The following is a 14,817-nucleotide window of genomic DNA, read 5'->3' on the forward strand; positions in this document are numbered from 1 at the left end:
TTGCTCATGGTGAGCCCCCATCTTGGAAGGTGATGCAGCCGATCATGCCCGCTTCAAAATGGCCCGGAATCCGACAGGCAAAATCAAGCCATCGATCCAGCCCAGTGAGGTTTGAAGCGAAAGGCCTGTGCTGGGCTCAGCGGCCAGCCATGCCAACGGTGTGGGGACCCTCTGCCTGTGCGAGGAGGCGGGTCTGCGAGGCATCATCGCGGCGAGGGCGCCGCTCCTACAAAAAAATCCATCGCGGCGAGGGCACCGCTTCTACACAAAAGCCACCCAAGGTGAACGGCTTGCGGGGCTTTTTGGATGTTGGGCCGCTTGCCTGTTGCGACTACCGATAAGATAGCTGGATGCGTTCTTGCTCTGGGTGGTTGATCTGGCTGATGGTGCTCAAAATGAGCCTGGGCTCGGTCATGGCCATGCCCATTCAATGGTCATGGGCTGAGCCCACTGTGAGCGAAGTCTCGACCACAACAGACCGCACTACATCCCCCACAGTTCACCACGCAGTGCCTCTGGCCACTTTGCCCGAATGCCACGGACACGCGACCCGTCACCTTGAAGTCAAGGGGCACCCGCTCCACCCCACTGAAGTGGACACAGACGGCCCTTCTGGAAACCCCATCGACTGTCACCATTGCTGCGCCGTCGGTTTGGACAGTGAGCCCTGCATGGCACTGCACCGTGCACATGCCGCGCACCCCACCAGCCCGCGACAGGACTGGCAAAGCGCGAACCTGCGCCCTGTGTTGCGCCCGCCCATCCCCTGAGCGCTCCACCTCTTTTCACGCTCTGCGCGGAGCTGGACCCGTGCAGCAGACCGATCAAAACGCGCGGGCATTAGCCGCGCAAGGATGGACACATGACTTCTTCTTTTCAACAACACCACGGGGCGATGCTGCTCAAGTATTCGGGCATCAGCTTCATTTCGGGCGCCGTGAACCACGGCTTTTTCAGCGGCACACGCTCACTGTGGACCGCTGCCATTGGCATTGTGCTGTTTGTGCTGGGCGCTTGGCTCGAGCACCGGCTGAATGCAGACTCGAATGACACACCAAGCTCGGGTTTGCTGCAGACCTTGGTGCTGGGCACTTTGCTCTCGATTGGTCTGGGCTTTTTCACGGGCGGTTTGCAGCACTTTCCGGACTCGCCCGCACGCAGCGCCTGGGTGGTGCCGCTGGGCTTTTTCATCTCGGTACTGGCGCTGGGACTGAGTGCGCCCCGCCACTGGCCACGGGCGGCCACGGTGTATGTGCTGGTGGTTGGCACCGCCGTCACAGCCGGCAGTGGGGCCGCGTGGCAATGGCTGGAGCAGCACCCCAACTGGGCGGCCACGGGTCACAGCCACGGCGAGACCGCTGCAACAGACGACCACCATGGTGCCTCCCTCAAGGCCGGGGTCATCGCGCAAGTGGTCAGTCGCAGCATCACGGTCAACATGGATGACACCATGCGTTTCACACCCAGCCAGATCGATGTGCACGCCGGAGAAACCATCCGTTTTGTCGTCACCAATTCAGGGCGTACAGCGCATGAAATGGTGCTGGGCAGCGACGAAGACATTCGCGCTCATGCCGAGGCGATGAAACAAGCGGCAGCGAAGGGGGCTGCGCATGAAGATGAACACCACCACGGCACAGGCGCTGCCATTCGCGTGGCGGCCGGGCAAACCGGCGAGTTGGTGGTGAGCTTTTCGCAAGCCACGCGCTTGCAAATGGCCTGCCTCATTCCCGGGCACTACGAAGCGGGCATGCGGGGCACTTTGCAAGTGCTGACCACACCCACTGCGCCAAGCAAACCGGCTGACCCACACGACCACAGCTCGCACAAACATTGAGCCAGCGGCCAGGTGGGCCAGTCGCTTGAGTGCCGACATGTGTCCGCTTCGGTGCAGGCGCTTGTCGGCCCTGCGAGGTTTGAAGCGAAAGGCCTGTTTTGGGCTCAGCGGCCAGCCATATCAACGGTGTGGGGACCCTCTGCCTGTGCGAGGAGGAGGGGTCTGCGAGGCGTCATCGCGGCGAGGGCGCCGCTCCTACAAAAAACAATCCATTGCATTGAGGGCACCGCTCCTGCACAAAAGCTTACTCATGGCAACAGCGCTGCCATGAGTTCGCTTCGTCAGCGCACCTTGTTCAACAAGGCGGCGGTTGATGCATCCAGCCCGTTGACGTTGCCCGACACGATGCGGGCATGGATGTCTTTGGCCAGCACTTTGCCCAGCTCCACACCCCACTGGTCAAAACTGTTGATGCCCCAGACCGAGCCGCTCACAAACACGCGGTGCTCCTGCAAGGCGATCAGTGCACCCAGACTGGCGGGCGTGAGATCGTCCAGCAGCAAGAAGCTGCTGGGCCGGTTGCCGGGAAAGTGCTTGTGACCGCCCTCGTCGGCCTGGCCCAGCATGAGCGCCTGCGCCTGTGCGATCACATTGGCCAGCAGCAGCTCGTGGTGGTCTTTCAGGCTGTGCGTGGGCTTTTTCACGGCGATGAACTCCAGCGGCACCACGTCCGTGCCCTGGTGCAACATCTGAAAGTAGGCGTGTTGCCCATTGGTGCCGGGCTCGCCCCACAGCACGGGCGAGGTGCCATAGGTCAAAGCATGCCCGTTGCGGTCCACTCGCTTGCCGTTGCTCTCCATCTCCAACTGCTGCAAATAGGCAGGCACCCGGCGCAAAGCGCTGTGGTACGGCGCAATGCTTCGGCTGGTGTAGTTCAAAAAGTTGCGGTACCAAACGTCGAGCAAGCCCAGCCGCACCGGCAAGTTGGCCTCCAGCGGCGCGGTCTGAAAATGCTGGTCCATCGCGTGCGCCCCGGCCAGCAGGTCCCTGAAACCCTGCGCCCCGATGGCAATCGCCACCGGCAAGCCAATGGCAGACCACACCGAATAACGCCCACCCACCCAGTCCCAAAAACCGAAGGTGGTGGTGATGCCCATCTCGGCCGCAGCGGCCACGTTAGTGGTAAGCGCCGCAAAATGGTGCGACACATCGTCCCCGCCCTGACCCCGGAACCAAGCCAGCGCCGAGCGGGCATTGGTGATGGTCTCGATGGTGGTAAAGGTTTTGGACGCGATCAGAAACAGCGTGTTCTCGGCCTTCAAGCCCTTGAGCACGCCAGCCAGTTCATGGCCGTCCACATTCGACACAAAGTGAAAGCGCTTGCCCGGGATCACGAAGTCTTGCAAAGCCAGCACCGCCATTTGCGGCCCCAGGTCCGAGCCACCAATGCCAATGTTCACCACATCGGTGATCTGCTCATCGGCGCGGATGCTCTCGGCATACGCCAACATGGGCTTCAAGGTGTCGTGCACCAGCTTGAGGGGCTCGGCCAAATCACCCGAGAGCGAACCTTCGGGCTGGCGCAAGAGCCAATGCATCACGGCACGGCCCTCGGTGTTGTTGATGGGCTCGCCACGGAACATGGCGTCGCGGTGCGAGGCCAAACCAGTTTGCTTGGCCAGCTCCATCAACAGCGCTTCGGTGGATGTATCGGTGTGGTTTTTCGACAAGTCGGCAAACACATAAGGGGCCGCCTGGCTCAACGCATCCGCACGGTACGCATCGGTCGCAAAAGCCGTGCGCAAATCAAAACCAGCAAAGCCCTGCGCATGGTGTTGCAGGTTTTTCCAGGCGGGGGTCAAGTCACAACGCATAGGATCTTTCAGTGAATGGATCGCTTGCAGAGCAAGCATCGACAACGTTTTCCAGACAGTTGCAGGTCGGCGGCTTCAGGCCCGACGTGAACCTGCACCAAGCCTACACATGTCGGACCTGAAGGTACCGATCTACAAGGGTATTTGTAGGTCGGCGGCTTCAGCCCCGACAGCCATCACCTCGCAAAGCGACCGACAAACCGCGAGCGGTCCACAAAGGCTTGTCGGACCTGAAGGTGCCGACCTACAAAGTCACACGGGATGTCAGGCTTTCTTCATCAATTCTTCAAGCTTGACCGCATCGGCGCAAAACGCGCGAATGCCCTCGGCCAGCTTCTCGGTGGCCATGGCGTCTTCGTTGAGCGCCAAGCGGAAAGAGGCTTCGTCATAACCCACAGCAGGCAAATCCATGGCCTGCGCGGCTGCCGCGTCCAGCGCCTGGCTCAGCGGGGCCTCGGTCGCGGCCAGCTGCGCCAACAACTCAGGGCTGATGGTCAACAGATCGCAACCGGCCAGCGCCGTGATCTGGCCCATGTTGCGGAACGACGCGCCCATCACCTCGGTCGCAATGCCGTGCTTTTTGTAGTGGTTGAAGATGGCCCGCACCGACTGCACGCCAGGGTCGTTGGCACCTGACTTGGCCGCTTCGTCCCACGCAGCGCCAGCGGACTTTTTGTACCAGTCGTAAATTCGGCCCACAAAAGGCGAGATCAGCTGCACCTTGGCCTGTCCACACGCCACCGCTTGGCAAAACGCAAACAACAGCGTCAGGTTGCAGCGGATGCCTTCGCGTTCCAGCTCGGCAGCGGCCTGAATGCCTTCCCAGGTCGAAGCGATTTTGATCAGCACGCGGTCACGCGGAATGCCCTGCGCCTCGTAAAGCGCCATGATGCGGCGCGCCCGCGCCACGGTGGCGGCGGTGTCAAAGCTCAAACGGGCATCCACTTCGGTGGACACGCGACCCGGAATGGTCTTCAAAATTTCGCAGCCAAAGCGCACCAGCAAGTGGTCCATCACCACGTCCAGCGGCTGGCCACGGTGTGCGGCCACGGCTTCGGCCAGCAAGGGGGCGTATTCTGGCTTTTGCACGGCCTTCAAAATCAAGGACGGGTTGGTGGTTGCGTCTTGCGGCTGAAACTGGGCCAATTGCTTGAAGTCGCCGGTATCGGCCACCACGGTGGTGAATTGTTTGAGGGCGTCGAGTTGGTTCATGGTGAGGTGGGTTTCAAGAGTGCCAAACAAGGGTCAAAGGCCTGTGCGGCCAGCGTGGTCTGGAGTCAAAGGGGTCTGCCCCTCCACACACAGCGCCAGCCAAGCCATGGGCCTGAGCAAAAAATGCAAAGTGCTTGAATTATCCGTGAAACAAAGTTACATTACAAAACAATTTTTCATGTAACTCTAGAACATCATGGCTTTTGATCTGGTTTTTTTCGGTGGCACGGGCGATCTGGTTTGGCGCAAACTCATGCCCGCCCTGTTTCAGGCTTTCCGACACGACACCTTGCCCGAAGGCGGCCGCATCATCGGCGTGGGCCGCGACGACCTGACGGACGAGCAATACCGCCAGCAAATCCAGTCGCGCTTTGAACAAGTCGAAGGCGACAAGCGCCCCAAACCCGAAGAGTTCGCCCGCTTTGCCGCCCTGCTGTGCTACGTGCGCATGGACTTGTCGCAAGCCGAGGCCTACGCCGCCCTGTCGGCCCGTCTGGCCGAGCGCGAGACCGACAACGTGGTGATGTACCTGTCCACCGCCCCCAGCTTGTTCACCACCGTGTGCGAACAACTCGCGGCCCACGGCCTGAACACCCCCAAGACCCGCATCGTGCTGGAAAAGCCCCTGGGCCATGACCTCGCCTCCAACCGCAGCATCAACACCGCGGTGGGAAAGGTGTTCAAAGAACAGCAAATTTTCCGGATTGACCACTACCTGGGCAAGCCGGCGGTGCAAAACCTGTTTGCCATGCGCTTTGGCAACGCCCTGTTTGAACCCCTGTGGCGACGCGAGCACATCGCCAACATCCAGATCACCATGGCCGAAGAGCTGGGTGTGGAAAAGCGCGGCGGCTTTTATGAGACCACGGGTGCGCTGCGCGACATGGTGCAAAACCACGCCCTGCAACTGCTGTGCGCCATCGCCATGGAGCCCCCCATCAACGCGCACGCCGACGCCATCCGCGATGAAAAACTCAAGGTGCTGCGGGCCCTGAAACGCTGGACGCCCGAAACGCTGAGCCAACATGTCATTCGCGGCCAATACAGCGCGGGCAACGTGTTCGGTCAGTCTGTGCCGGGCTACCGCGACGAAACTGGCGTCAACCCGCAAAGCAGCACCGAAACCTTTGTGGCCCTGCGCACCGAAATCGCCAACTGGCGCTGGGCGGGCGTGCCGTTTTACATCCGCACCGGCAAACGCATGGCCGCTCGCGAGGCGCACATCGAAATCAACTTCCGCCCCACGCCCCACGAAATCTTCAAAAGCCCGGTGGGCCAGGTCAACAAACTCGTCATCCACCTGCAACCCAAAGACGGGCTGGAACTGCACCTGTTTGCCCAAGGCCAAAGCAAACGCGGCCAAGGCAGCGGCGGTGCCACCCTGAGCCCGGTGCACCTGGACCTGGACTTTGACAAACGCTTTGGCAACCAGCGCGTGGGCGCCTACGAACGCCTGCTGCTCGATGTGCTCGATGGCCGCCTGAACCTGTTTGTGCGCAGCGACGAACAAGAAGAAGCCTGGCGCTGGGTCGAACCGATCCTGCAGCACTGGCAAGACGACACCACCGGCCCACGCCCCTACGCCGCAGGCACCTGGGGCCCCAGTGCATCGAGCGCCATGATCGCCCGTGACGGGTTTTGCTGGTCTGAAGAAATCTGATGTCAGCACGCCCCCCCTGCAGGCGCGGCGCCCCCGCCGCGATAGCCCCGCACACCACCAACCATCGCCCCGAGGGCGGGGCTCCTACAAACGCGCACTTGCCCCCCTGTAGGAGCGGCGCCCTCGCCGCGATAGCCCCGCACACCACCAACCATCGCCCCGAGGGCGGGGCTCCTACAAACGTGCACATGTCCCGCTGTAGGAGCGGCGCCCTCGCCGCGATAGCCCCGCACACCACCAACCATCGCCCCGAGGGCGGGGCTCCTACAAACGCGCACTTGCCCCCCTGTAGGAGCGGCGCCCCCGCCGCGATAGCCCCGCACACCTGCACCTCAAAACCAAGCTACTGCCTGTAACTTCACACACCAAGCTGCCGACTTGATAGGAAACACCCGATGCTCGACCGAATCAAAGCCTCTTTGCCCTCTTTGGCCCCCGCCGAGCAACGTGTGGGCAAGCTCGTGCTGGCCGACCCTCGGGCCTTTGCGAACTTGCCCGTCACCGAATTGGCCGACCGCTCGCATGTGAGCAAACCCACGGTGGTGCGCTTTTGCCGCAGCATGGGCTATGACGGCCTGTCCGACTTCAAACTCAAACTCGCTGGCAGCGTGAGCGAAGGCGTGCCCTTCATCCACCGCAGTGTGGACGCGGACGACAAAACCAGCGACATCGCCGTCAAGGTGATCGACAACACCGTGGCGGCGTTCTTGAAATACCGCAACGACGCCAGCTCTTTTGCGCTGGAACACGCCGCACAAGCCCTGGCCTCCACGCAAAAAACCAACCGACGCATCGAGTTTTACGGCGTGGGCAACTCTGGCATCGTGGCGCAAGACGCGCAGCACAAATTCTTCCGCCTGGGTGTCAACGCCATTGCCTACAGCGACGGCCACATGCAAGTCATGAGCGCCTCCATGCTGCGCCCCGGCGACTGTGCCGTGATCATCTCCAACTCCGGCCGCACCCGCGACCTGATGGACGCCTGCGACATCGCCAAAAAACAAGGCGCCACCACCATCGTCATCACCGCCAGCGGCTCACCCCTGGCCAGCGCCGGGCACATCCACCTGACGGCCGACCACCCCGAGGGCTACGACAAATACAGCCCCATGGTCTCGCGCTTGCTGCACCTGCTCATCATCGACATCCTGGCCACCACCGTGGCCCTGCGCATCGGCGAAGAATTGCAACCCGTTTTGCGCGACATGAAGAACAACCTGCGCAGCAAGCGTTACACCTGAAGGTCCCTGTCTGCGAGGGTGATCGCGACGGGGGCGTCGCTCCTACGGGGGAAAAGCGTTTTGTGGGCGCTCCTGGTTTTGTGGGAGCCCCGCCCTCGGGGCGATGGGTGGTGGTCTGCGAGGGTGATCGCGACGGGGGCGTCGATCCTACGGGGAAAAGCGTTTTGTGGGTGCTCCTGGTTTTGTGGGAGCCCCGCCCTCGGGGCGATGGGTGGTTGTCTGCGAGGGTGATCGCGACGAGGGCGTCGCTCCTACGGGGGGTTAAGCAGTGCGATTGAGCCTGCTCAGGCAAGTGGCCAGCTCAGGCGAATGGCGGTGCCACGCCCGTCTGCCACAGGGCTTTGCAAACTGACTTGTGCACCTTGTTGGCTGGCGATTTCTTTCACAATGGCCAAGCCCAAACCACTGCCCGGCACGCCTGAGGGGGCGGCGCGGTAAAAGCGTTCAAACACATGGGCCTGATGCGCAGGCGCAATGCCCGGCCCATCGTCCACCACCTCGACCCAAGCGGACCCCACACGCACCGTGATGTGTGTGCCCACCGGGCTGTGGTGCATGGCGTTGTCGATCAGGTTGCTCAGTGCTTCGTGCAGCAACAAATCCACGCCCTGCACGTCACTGCTGTCCGCTTGCAACTCCAAACCCAAATCGTCGCCCGACTGGTGAGCGCGAAGCAAATGCTCTTGTGTCACCCGCCGGGCCAAGTCCACCAAATCCACACGCTGTGGGCTGTGCATTTCCCGGGCATGTTCGACCCGCGTCATGGCCAGCAACTGCTCGGTCAGCCGCACCGCGTCGTCTGTGGTTTGCCGGGCGGCCGACAGCAGAACTTGCGCCTGCGCTGGCTCGACATTGCGCTGGGCCAGGGCCAGCTGGGTTTTGAGGGCGGTGAGCGGCGTGCGCAGCTGGTGAGCGGCGTTGTCCAAAAAGCGTTTGCGGATGTCAATCAAACGCCCCAAACGCGCCAGATAGCTGTTCAGGGTCTCGATCAAGGGGCGCAGCTCGCGCGGCAAATCCGGCGGCTCGATGGGTGAAAAATCGTCGTCGGCTTTTTGGGCCAGTTGCTGCCGAAACGCCTCCAGCGGTCGAATGCCGCGCTGCACGCCCCACACCACCAGCAAAGCGGCGGCCAACAGCAGCAAGCCTTGGCTGCCCAAGGTGTCCCACAAAATGTGCTCAATCAGTTGCTGGCGAGCCTCCATGGTCTCGGCCACGGTGATCTTGACCAACGGTTCCATGGCTTTGGCCCCAGCGTCCCCTGCATCGGCCTCCACCACATGCATGAGTTGCGCCAGACGCACCGGCTGGCTCAGGTATTGGCCGTCGTCAAACTGCACCAGCGCAAAAAACTTGACCGCCGACTGGGCACGGGCAGGCACATCGGGCACGGCGGCCACGCCCGCGAGCCACTGGCCACCGGGTGAGGTGATTTTGTAAAACAGGCGCGAGCCGGTGTGGTTTTCAAACAGATAGCCCGCCGCCTTGGTCACATCCAGCTGCAGGCGGCCCTCGCGCCACTCCAACTCTTCGGCCAAGGTGCGGGCGGCCAAATACAAAGACCGGTCGTAGGCCTCGTTGGCCGCCTGCACCGCATTGCCATAGCCCACCCAGGCGTTGATGCCAATCAGGCCGGCCAGCGGCAACAAGATCCAGCTGAGCAAGCGCCTGCGCAAGGACGTGGCAGAAGGCGCCCAAACCTGCAGGGAATCGCTCATGAAAAAGCGCTCATGGCGTCGGGGCCTGTGAGGGCTTGACCGCCTGGGTCAGCATGTAACCCATGCCGCGAAAGGTGGTGATCGCCACACCGGCCCCTGCGCCGGGCACCAGCGCGGCCGATTCGAGCTTTTTGCGCAAGCGGTAAATCAGCACCTCCACCGCATCCAGCCCGGCAGACTCGTCGGCAAAAACCTCGGCGTGCAGCTGCTCTTTGCTCACGGTGCGCTGGGGCGAAGCCAGCAACACGCGCAGCGCCGCCGCCTCGCGTTGGGTCAGCGCCAGCGGCTGGCCGTGCAGCTGCACCTCGCTGGTGTCGGGCTGCATCTCCAGCGGGCCCCAGCGCAAGGCGCTGGTTTTGGTGCGGCCTTGGCGGCGCAACAAGACCTGCAAGCGGGCTTCGAGTTCACTCAAATCAAAAGGCTTGGGCAAATAGTCGTCGGCCCCCATGTTCAGGCCCAGCACCCGGTCGGGCACGCTGGCACGCGCCGTCAAAATCAACACCGGCACCGTGTCGCCCCGCGCCCGCAAGGCCTGCAACACGCTCAGGCCGTCTTGCCCGGGCAGCTGCAAATCGAGCAAGACCGCATCAAAACCATGGCCCGCCTGCAGGCAGCGGTCGGCCTCATGGCCATCGGTGGCAAATTCGACCGCCATGCCCCCTTGACGCAAAGCCGTGCCCAGCCACAGGGCAATGTCGGGCGTGTCTTCCACCAACAAGATTCGGGGGGTCATGGGAGTTTCGAGGGTTTTCACTGAACGCAATTGACAGCTGTTTGACAGTTTCACCGCCAGCAGCACACCAAAATCAACGCATCTGCACAAGGCCTGCCCAAGGCTTGCACCCAGCAGAAACGACATTTCATTTTCACACAGGAGACCCGCATGACCCTTTCCAAACGCGACTTTCTGGCCCTCGGCGCTGCCGCTGGTGCATCCATGGCCTTGCCCGCTTGGGCGCAAGCCAAGCCCCTGATTGCCAGCATCAACATGTTCGTGCCCGCAGCCCCCGGTGGCGGCTGGGACGGCACAGCCCGCGCCATCGAACGCGCCGCCAAAGCCGCTGGCCTGGTGGGCACCATGCAGTTTGAAAATGTTGGCGGTGCAGGCGGCATGGTGGGTTTACCCCGTTACGTGAACCAGCGCAAAGGCCAGGGCAACAGCCTGATGGTCGGCGGCTCGGTCATGATCGGTGCGGGCATTGCCAACAAGAGCCCCGTGACCATCAAGAACGTGACCCCGATTGCCCGCCTGACCGAAGAAGCCGGCGTGATCGTGGTGCCCGCCAGTGGCAAGATCAAAACCTGGAAAGAACTCGAAGCCGCCATCAAGGCCAACCCCAAGGCCGTGTCGGTCGCGGGCGGCAGCGCGGGCGGCACCGACCACCTGATTTTGGGCATGCTGATCAAAGCCTTGGGCAAAAACCCCCGCGAAGCCGCTTATGTGGCGTTTGCAGGTGGCGGCCCCGCCAACGCGGCGATTTTGGGCGGCCAAGTGTCGGCCGGTATTTCGGGCTACTCTGAATTTGAAGAACAGATCAAGGCCGGCCGCATGATTCCGCTGGCGGTGTCCGGCAAGCGCCGCATTCCCGGCGTGAACGTGCCCACATTGAGCGAGTTGGGTGTGAACGTGACCGAGTCCAACTGGCGTGGCGTGTTTGCGCCTCCTGGCATCTCGGACGCCCAGCGCGAAGCCATGATCGATTTCGTGACCAAACTCAACGCGTCTGCGCAGTGGAAGCAAGAGTTGGAAACACGCAAGTGGACCGACGCCTTCATGACCGAGCGCCCGTTTGAGCGCGACCTGGCCAAGGACATCGCCGAGAAAGAAGTCCTGATGAAAGAACTGGGCTTGGCATGACGCCTTTTCGCGTGGCCCTTTTGCTGATCGCCCTGTGCGGGGTGGCTGCTTGGCAGGTCACGGTCATTCCTGAATCCATGATGCAGATGACCGTGGGGCCTGTGCTGGCACCCGGCGTGATCGTGGCGGCGCTGAGTGTTTTTGCCGTGTTGTACGGCGTGAGCGCTTGGCGCGGCCGCCAAACCGACGAAAGCCAAGCGCCGGACCAATCGGCCCTGCCCGGTGCCAACACCCGTGTGCTCAGCTTGCTGGGCGGTGGTGTGGCGTTCATTGCGCTGGTTATTCCCTTGGGTTTTGTCATTCCCGGCACGCTGTGCGGCATGGGCGTGGCCCGCTCGTTTGATGCACCTTTGGGCCTCAAATCGGCCCTGATCTGCGGAGCCATTGCCAGCACCTTCTGGTTTGTGTTTGCGCAGCTGTTGGGTGTGGGTTTGGGACCTGCTCTGCCTTGGTTGATTTGAGAGAGCGTTCCGCACGACAGGGGACTTCCCTTTGTAGGAGCCCCGCCCTCGGGGCGATGGGCAGTGGTCTGCGGAGGTTCATCGCGGCGAGGGCGCCGCTCCTACAGGGGCATTCCCCTTGTGGGAGCCCCGCCCTCGGGGCGATGGGCAGTGGCCTGCGGAGGTTCATCGCGGCGAGGGCGCCGATCCTACAGGGGACTTCCCCTTGTGGGAGCCCAGCCCTCGGGGCGATAGGGGGTGGTCTGCGAAGGTTCATCGCGGCGAGGGCGCCGCTCCTACAGGGGACTTCCCTTTGTAGGAGCCCCGCCCTCGGGGCGATGGGTGGTGATCTGCGAGGGTTCATCGCGGCGAGGGCGCCGCGCCTACAGGGGACATCAACGCCCAACACTCAACACACAACATATTTAGATCGGATTTGCCATGGAAGCTTTTGACGCCCTGATGGGTGGCTTTGCCATTGCCTTGCAACCCACCACCTTGATGTGGGGCTTTGTGGGCTGTTTTGTTGGCACGCTGGTCGGTGTGCTGCCTGGCATTGGCCCGGCGCTGACCATCGCCTTGCTGCTGCCCCTGACCTACCATGTGCCCGCCACCAGCATGTTCGTCATGTTTGCAGGCATTTATTACGGCGCAGCCTATGGGGGTTCGACCACCTCGATTTTGCTCAACACCCCGGGCGAATCGGCGGCCGTGGTCACCGCGCTGGAAGGCAACAAAATGGCCCGACGCGGCCGTGCGGGCCAAGCGCTGGCCACTGCGGCCATCGGCAGCTTTGTGGCCGGCACCATCGGCACGCTGGCCCTGACTTTTGTGGCCCCTTGGGTGGTCGAAGCGGCTTTGGCCTTTGGCCCGGCCGAATACTTCAGCCTCATGGTCTTGTCGGTGGTGGCCGTGTCGGCCGTGCTGGGCAACTCCATGTTGCGTGGCCTAGTGGCGCTCGGCCTGGGCTTGCTCTTGGGCATGGTGGGGGTGGACCTGCAAACCGGGCAACCCCGCTTCACCTTTGGCCGCCCCGAATTGCTCGACGGCATTGAAGTGACCGTGGCCGCAGTGGGACTGTTCGCGGTGGGCGAAGCGCTGTACTTGGCATGGCAAGGGCGCGAGTCCAAAGCAGGCGAGGTCATGAAGCTCTCGGGCAGCCTGTGGATGAGCAAACAAGACTGGGCGCGTTCGTGGAAGCCCTGGTTCCGTGGTGCGTTCTTTGGCTTTCCCATCGGCGCCATGCCGGCAGGCGGGGCCGAATTGCCCACGCTGCTGTCGTACTACACCGAGAAAAAACTCTCCAAACACCCCGAAGAATTTGGCCACGGCGCCATCGAAGGTGTGGCCGGGCCTGAAGCGGCCAACAACGCCGCTGCTGCAGGGGTGTTGATGCCGCTGCTCACCCTGGGCATTCCCACCTCGGCCACCGCCGCCATCATGCTGTCGGCCTTTGAAGGCTACGGCATCCAGACCGGCCCGCAACTCTTCAGCCAACAAGGCAGCCTGGTGTGGACGCTGATCGCCAGCCTCTACATCGGCAATGTGATCTTGCTGGTGCTCAACCTGCCGCTGGTCAGCCTGTGGGTCAAGCTGCTCAAAATCCCACCGCCTTGGTTGTACGCCGGCATCATCGTCATCTCGACTGCGGGCGTGTACGGCGCAGGCAACTCGGTGTTCAACGTGGGCTTGCTGTTTGTGTTTGGCTTGCTGGGTTACATCATGCGGCGCTTTGACTTTCCGGCTGCGCCCTTGATCGTCGGCTTGATTTTGGCCCCCCTGGGCGAACAATCGATGCGCCAAGCGCTCACCATCAGCCAAGGCGACTGGTCCACCTTCTTCACGCGGCCTTTGTCGGGCGGCTTGATGCTGGTGGCGGCTTTGTTGTTGGTGGCCCCGACACTTTGGCGACAGTTTCGCCGCCCAGCCAATGCGTGATGCGTGGTTTCCCTCTTTGAAACACAGCACCTTTTTGGTGTGATGCAGCACCCATGATATTTAGGGATACACAAGACATGAACGAGCAAAACACCCCCTCACTGCCACGCCGCGACTACCTCAAATGGATGGGCGCAGCCGGCTTGGCCGCCACCGGCATCAGCGGCCACGCCCAATCGGCTTGGCCCAACAAACCCATCCGCTGGATCGTGCCCTTTGCCCCTGGCGGCACCTCCAGCATCGTGGCCCGCACCATCGCGGCCGAGTTGACCAAACAAATGGGCGTGTCCTTCATCATCGACAACAAAGGCGGCGGCGGCGGCGTGCCCGCCATGCAAGAGATGATGCGCACCCCGGCGGATGGCTACACCATCGTCATGAGCCACATCGGCCTGATGGCGGTCAACCCCCTGATCTACCCCGACAGCGGCTACGACGTGAACAAAGACTTTGTGCCCGTGACCTTGTTGTCGCGCGTGCCCAGTTTGTTTGTGGTGCACAAAGACGTGCCGGTCACCGACCTCAAATCGCTGATTGCTTACGTCAAGGCCCGTCCCGGCCAGCTCAACTACGCCTCGGCCGGCAACGCCAGCGCCGGTCACCTGGCCATGGAAGCCCTCAAGCTGGCGACCGGCATGTTTGTCACCCACATCCCCTACCGAGGCACGGGCCCGGCACTCAATGATGTGCTCGCTGGCCGCATTCAGCTTTTCTCGGCCGGCACCCCCGCCTTGTTGCCCCACATCAAGAGCGGCGCTTTGCGCTGCCTGGCCACGGGCACGACCGAACGCATCCCGGTGTTGCCCGACGTGCCCACCGTGGCCGAGAGCGGGCTCAAAGATTTTGAAACTGTGCAGTGGTATGGCATCACGGCGCGTGCGGGCACACCAACTGAGATCATTCTCAAGCTGCAGCAAGAATGCGCCAAGGTCATGAAATCACCCGAAGTGATGGCCAAATACGCCGCCGAAAGCGCCATCCCCGGAGGCGGCCCGTCCAGCGAATACGCGGCCTTCATTGCCAAAGAACAGGCCCGCTGGAAAGACGTGGTCATCAAGGGTCAGATCAAACCCGGCTGACCCGCCTCGAGGGCGCGGGCCTG

12 protein-coding genes are annotated in these 14,817 nt (G+C 62.3%); 8 read left to right on the forward strand and 4 right to left on the reverse strand.

The window, feature by feature from the left end:
* The first annotated feature begins 350 nt into the window (after positions 1-350).
* Together AMM41_RS04615 and AMM41_RS04620 are read left to right on the forward strand one after the other, a co-directional pair.
* Positions 351-770, forward strand: a complete 420-nt coding sequence (locus AMM41_RS04615) for a hypothetical protein (RefSeq protein WP_146186211.1) — start codon at positions 351-353, stop codon at positions 768-770.
* A 92-nt stretch (positions 771-862) separates the two neighbouring features.
* Positions 863-1,837 (forward strand): cupredoxin domain-containing protein, encoded by a 975-nt coding sequence (locus tag AMM41_RS04620; protein WP_089953471.1) that lies wholly within the window; start codon positions 863-865, stop codon positions 1,835-1,837.
* 281 nt (positions 1,838-2,118) lie between these two features.
* On the opposite strand, the gene pgi is transcribed toward AMM41_RS04620, so the two are convergent.
* Both pgi and tal read right to left on the reverse strand, forming a co-directional pair.
* A complete protein-coding gene (gene pgi, locus AMM41_RS04625; protein WP_089953474.1) occupies positions 2,119-3,651 on the reverse strand; it encodes a glucose-6-phosphate isomerase in 1,533 nt (510 codons plus the stop codon).
* A 264-nt stretch (positions 3,652-3,915) separates the two neighbouring features.
* Positions 3,916-4,863 (reverse strand): transaldolase, encoded by a 948-nt coding sequence (gene tal / locus AMM41_RS04630; protein WP_089953477.1) that lies wholly within the window; start codon positions 4,861-4,863, stop codon positions 3,916-3,918.
* A 196-nt stretch (positions 4,864-5,059) separates the two neighbouring features.
* Between tal and zwf the strand changes: the two genes are divergently transcribed.
* Both zwf and AMM41_RS04640 read left to right on the forward strand, forming a co-directional pair.
* On the forward strand, positions 5,060-6,523 hold the full coding sequence (gene zwf, locus AMM41_RS04635; protein ID WP_089953480.1) for a glucose-6-phosphate dehydrogenase: 1,464 nt from the start codon (positions 5,060-5,062) through the stop codon (positions 6,521-6,523).
* 395 nt (positions 6,524-6,918) lie between these two features.
* Positions 6,919-7,764 (forward strand): MurR/RpiR family transcriptional regulator, encoded by an 846-nt coding sequence (locus AMM41_RS04640; RefSeq protein WP_089953482.1) that lies wholly within the window; start codon positions 6,919-6,921, stop codon positions 7,762-7,764.
* A 284-nt stretch (positions 7,765-8,048) separates the two neighbouring features.
* Here AMM41_RS04640 and AMM41_RS04645 read toward each other — a convergent pair whose 3' ends face one another.
* Both AMM41_RS04645 and AMM41_RS04650 read right to left on the reverse strand, forming a co-directional pair.
* Positions 8,049-9,479 carry a sensor histidine kinase gene (locus AMM41_RS04645; RefSeq protein WP_089953485.1) on the reverse strand — a complete coding sequence of 477 codons (1,431 nt, stop codon included), beginning with the start codon at positions 9,477-9,479 and terminating at the stop codon, positions 8,049-8,051.
* A 10-nt stretch (positions 9,480-9,489) separates the two neighbouring features.
* Positions 9,490-10,212, reverse strand: a complete 723-nt coding sequence (locus AMM41_RS04650; protein ID WP_089953729.1) for a response regulator transcription factor — start codon at positions 10,210-10,212, stop codon at positions 9,490-9,492.
* Between the two features lie 150 nt (positions 10,213-10,362).
* Between AMM41_RS04650 and AMM41_RS04655 the strand changes: the two genes are divergently transcribed.
* The 4 genes from AMM41_RS04655 (at position 10,363) to AMM41_RS04670 (ending at position 14,794) form a co-directional block, all read left to right on the forward strand.
* Entirely contained in the window at positions 10,363-11,337 is a 975-nt protein-coding gene (locus AMM41_RS04655) for a Bug family tripartite tricarboxylate transporter substrate binding protein (RefSeq protein WP_089953488.1), read from the forward strand.
* Positions 11,334-11,798, forward strand: a complete 465-nt coding sequence (locus tag AMM41_RS04660) for a tripartite tricarboxylate transporter TctB family protein (protein ID WP_089953491.1) — start codon at positions 11,334-11,336, stop codon at positions 11,796-11,798. Before AMM41_RS04655 ends, AMM41_RS04660 begins: the two co-directional genes overlap by 4 nt.
* A gap of 420 nt (positions 11,799-12,218) precedes the next feature.
* Positions 12,219-13,715, forward strand: a complete 1,497-nt coding sequence (locus AMM41_RS04665) for a tripartite tricarboxylate transporter permease (RefSeq protein ID WP_089953494.1) — start codon at positions 12,219-12,221, stop codon at positions 13,713-13,715.
* A gap of 77 nt (positions 13,716-13,792) precedes the next feature.
* Positions 13,793-14,794 (forward strand): Bug family tripartite tricarboxylate transporter substrate binding protein, encoded by a 1,002-nt coding sequence (locus AMM41_RS04670; RefSeq protein ID WP_089953496.1) that lies wholly within the window; start codon positions 13,793-13,795, stop codon positions 14,792-14,794.
* The last annotated feature ends 23 nt before the right edge of the window (positions 14,795-14,817 follow it).

Source organism: Limnohabitans sp. 2KL-3 (assembly GCF_001269405.1).
In the GTDB taxonomy this organism is placed as follows: Bacteria; Pseudomonadota; Gammaproteobacteria; order Burkholderiales; family Burkholderiaceae_C; genus Limnohabitans_A.

What these genes read in the sequence shown, in the direction of transcription:
- AMM41_RS04615 (WP_146186211.1), top strand. Translation starts at nt 351, where the DNA reads ATGCGTTCTTGCTCTGGGTGGTTGATCTGGCTGATGGTGCTCAAAATG.
- AMM41_RS04620 (WP_089953471.1), top strand. Translation starts at nt 863, where the DNA reads ATGACTTCTTCTTTTCAACAACACCACGGGGCGATGCTGCTCAAGTAT.
- pgi (WP_089953474.1), bottom strand. Translation starts at nt 3,651, where the DNA reads ATGCGTTGTGACTTGACCCCCGCCTGGAAAAACCTGCAACACCATGCG.
- tal (WP_089953477.1), bottom strand. Translation starts at nt 4,863, where the DNA reads ATGAACCAACTCGACGCCCTCAAACAATTCACCACCGTGGTGGCCGAT.
- zwf (WP_089953480.1), top strand. Translation starts at nt 5,060, where the DNA reads ATGGCTTTTGATCTGGTTTTTTTCGGTGGCACGGGCGATCTGGTTTGG.
- AMM41_RS04640 (WP_089953482.1), top strand. Translation starts at nt 6,919, where the DNA reads ATGCTCGACCGAATCAAAGCCTCTTTGCCCTCTTTGGCCCCCGCCGAG.
- AMM41_RS04645 (WP_089953485.1), bottom strand. Translation starts at nt 9,479, where the DNA reads ATGAGCGATTCCCTGCAGGTTTGGGCGCCTTCTGCCACGTCCTTGCGC.
- AMM41_RS04650 (WP_089953729.1), bottom strand. Translation starts at nt 10,212, where the DNA reads ATGACCCCCCGAATCTTGTTGGTGGAAGACACGCCCGACATTGCCCTG.
- AMM41_RS04655 (WP_089953488.1), top strand. Translation starts at nt 10,363, where the DNA reads ATGACCCTTTCCAAACGCGACTTTCTGGCCCTCGGCGCTGCCGCTGGT.
- AMM41_RS04660 (WP_089953491.1), top strand. Translation starts at nt 11,334, where the DNA reads ATGACGCCTTTTCGCGTGGCCCTTTTGCTGATCGCCCTGTGCGGGGTG.
- AMM41_RS04665 (WP_089953494.1), top strand. Translation starts at nt 12,219, where the DNA reads ATGGAAGCTTTTGACGCCCTGATGGGTGGCTTTGCCATTGCCTTGCAA.
- AMM41_RS04670 (WP_089953496.1), top strand. Translation starts at nt 13,793, where the DNA reads ATGAACGAGCAAAACACCCCCTCACTGCCACGCCGCGACTACCTCAAA.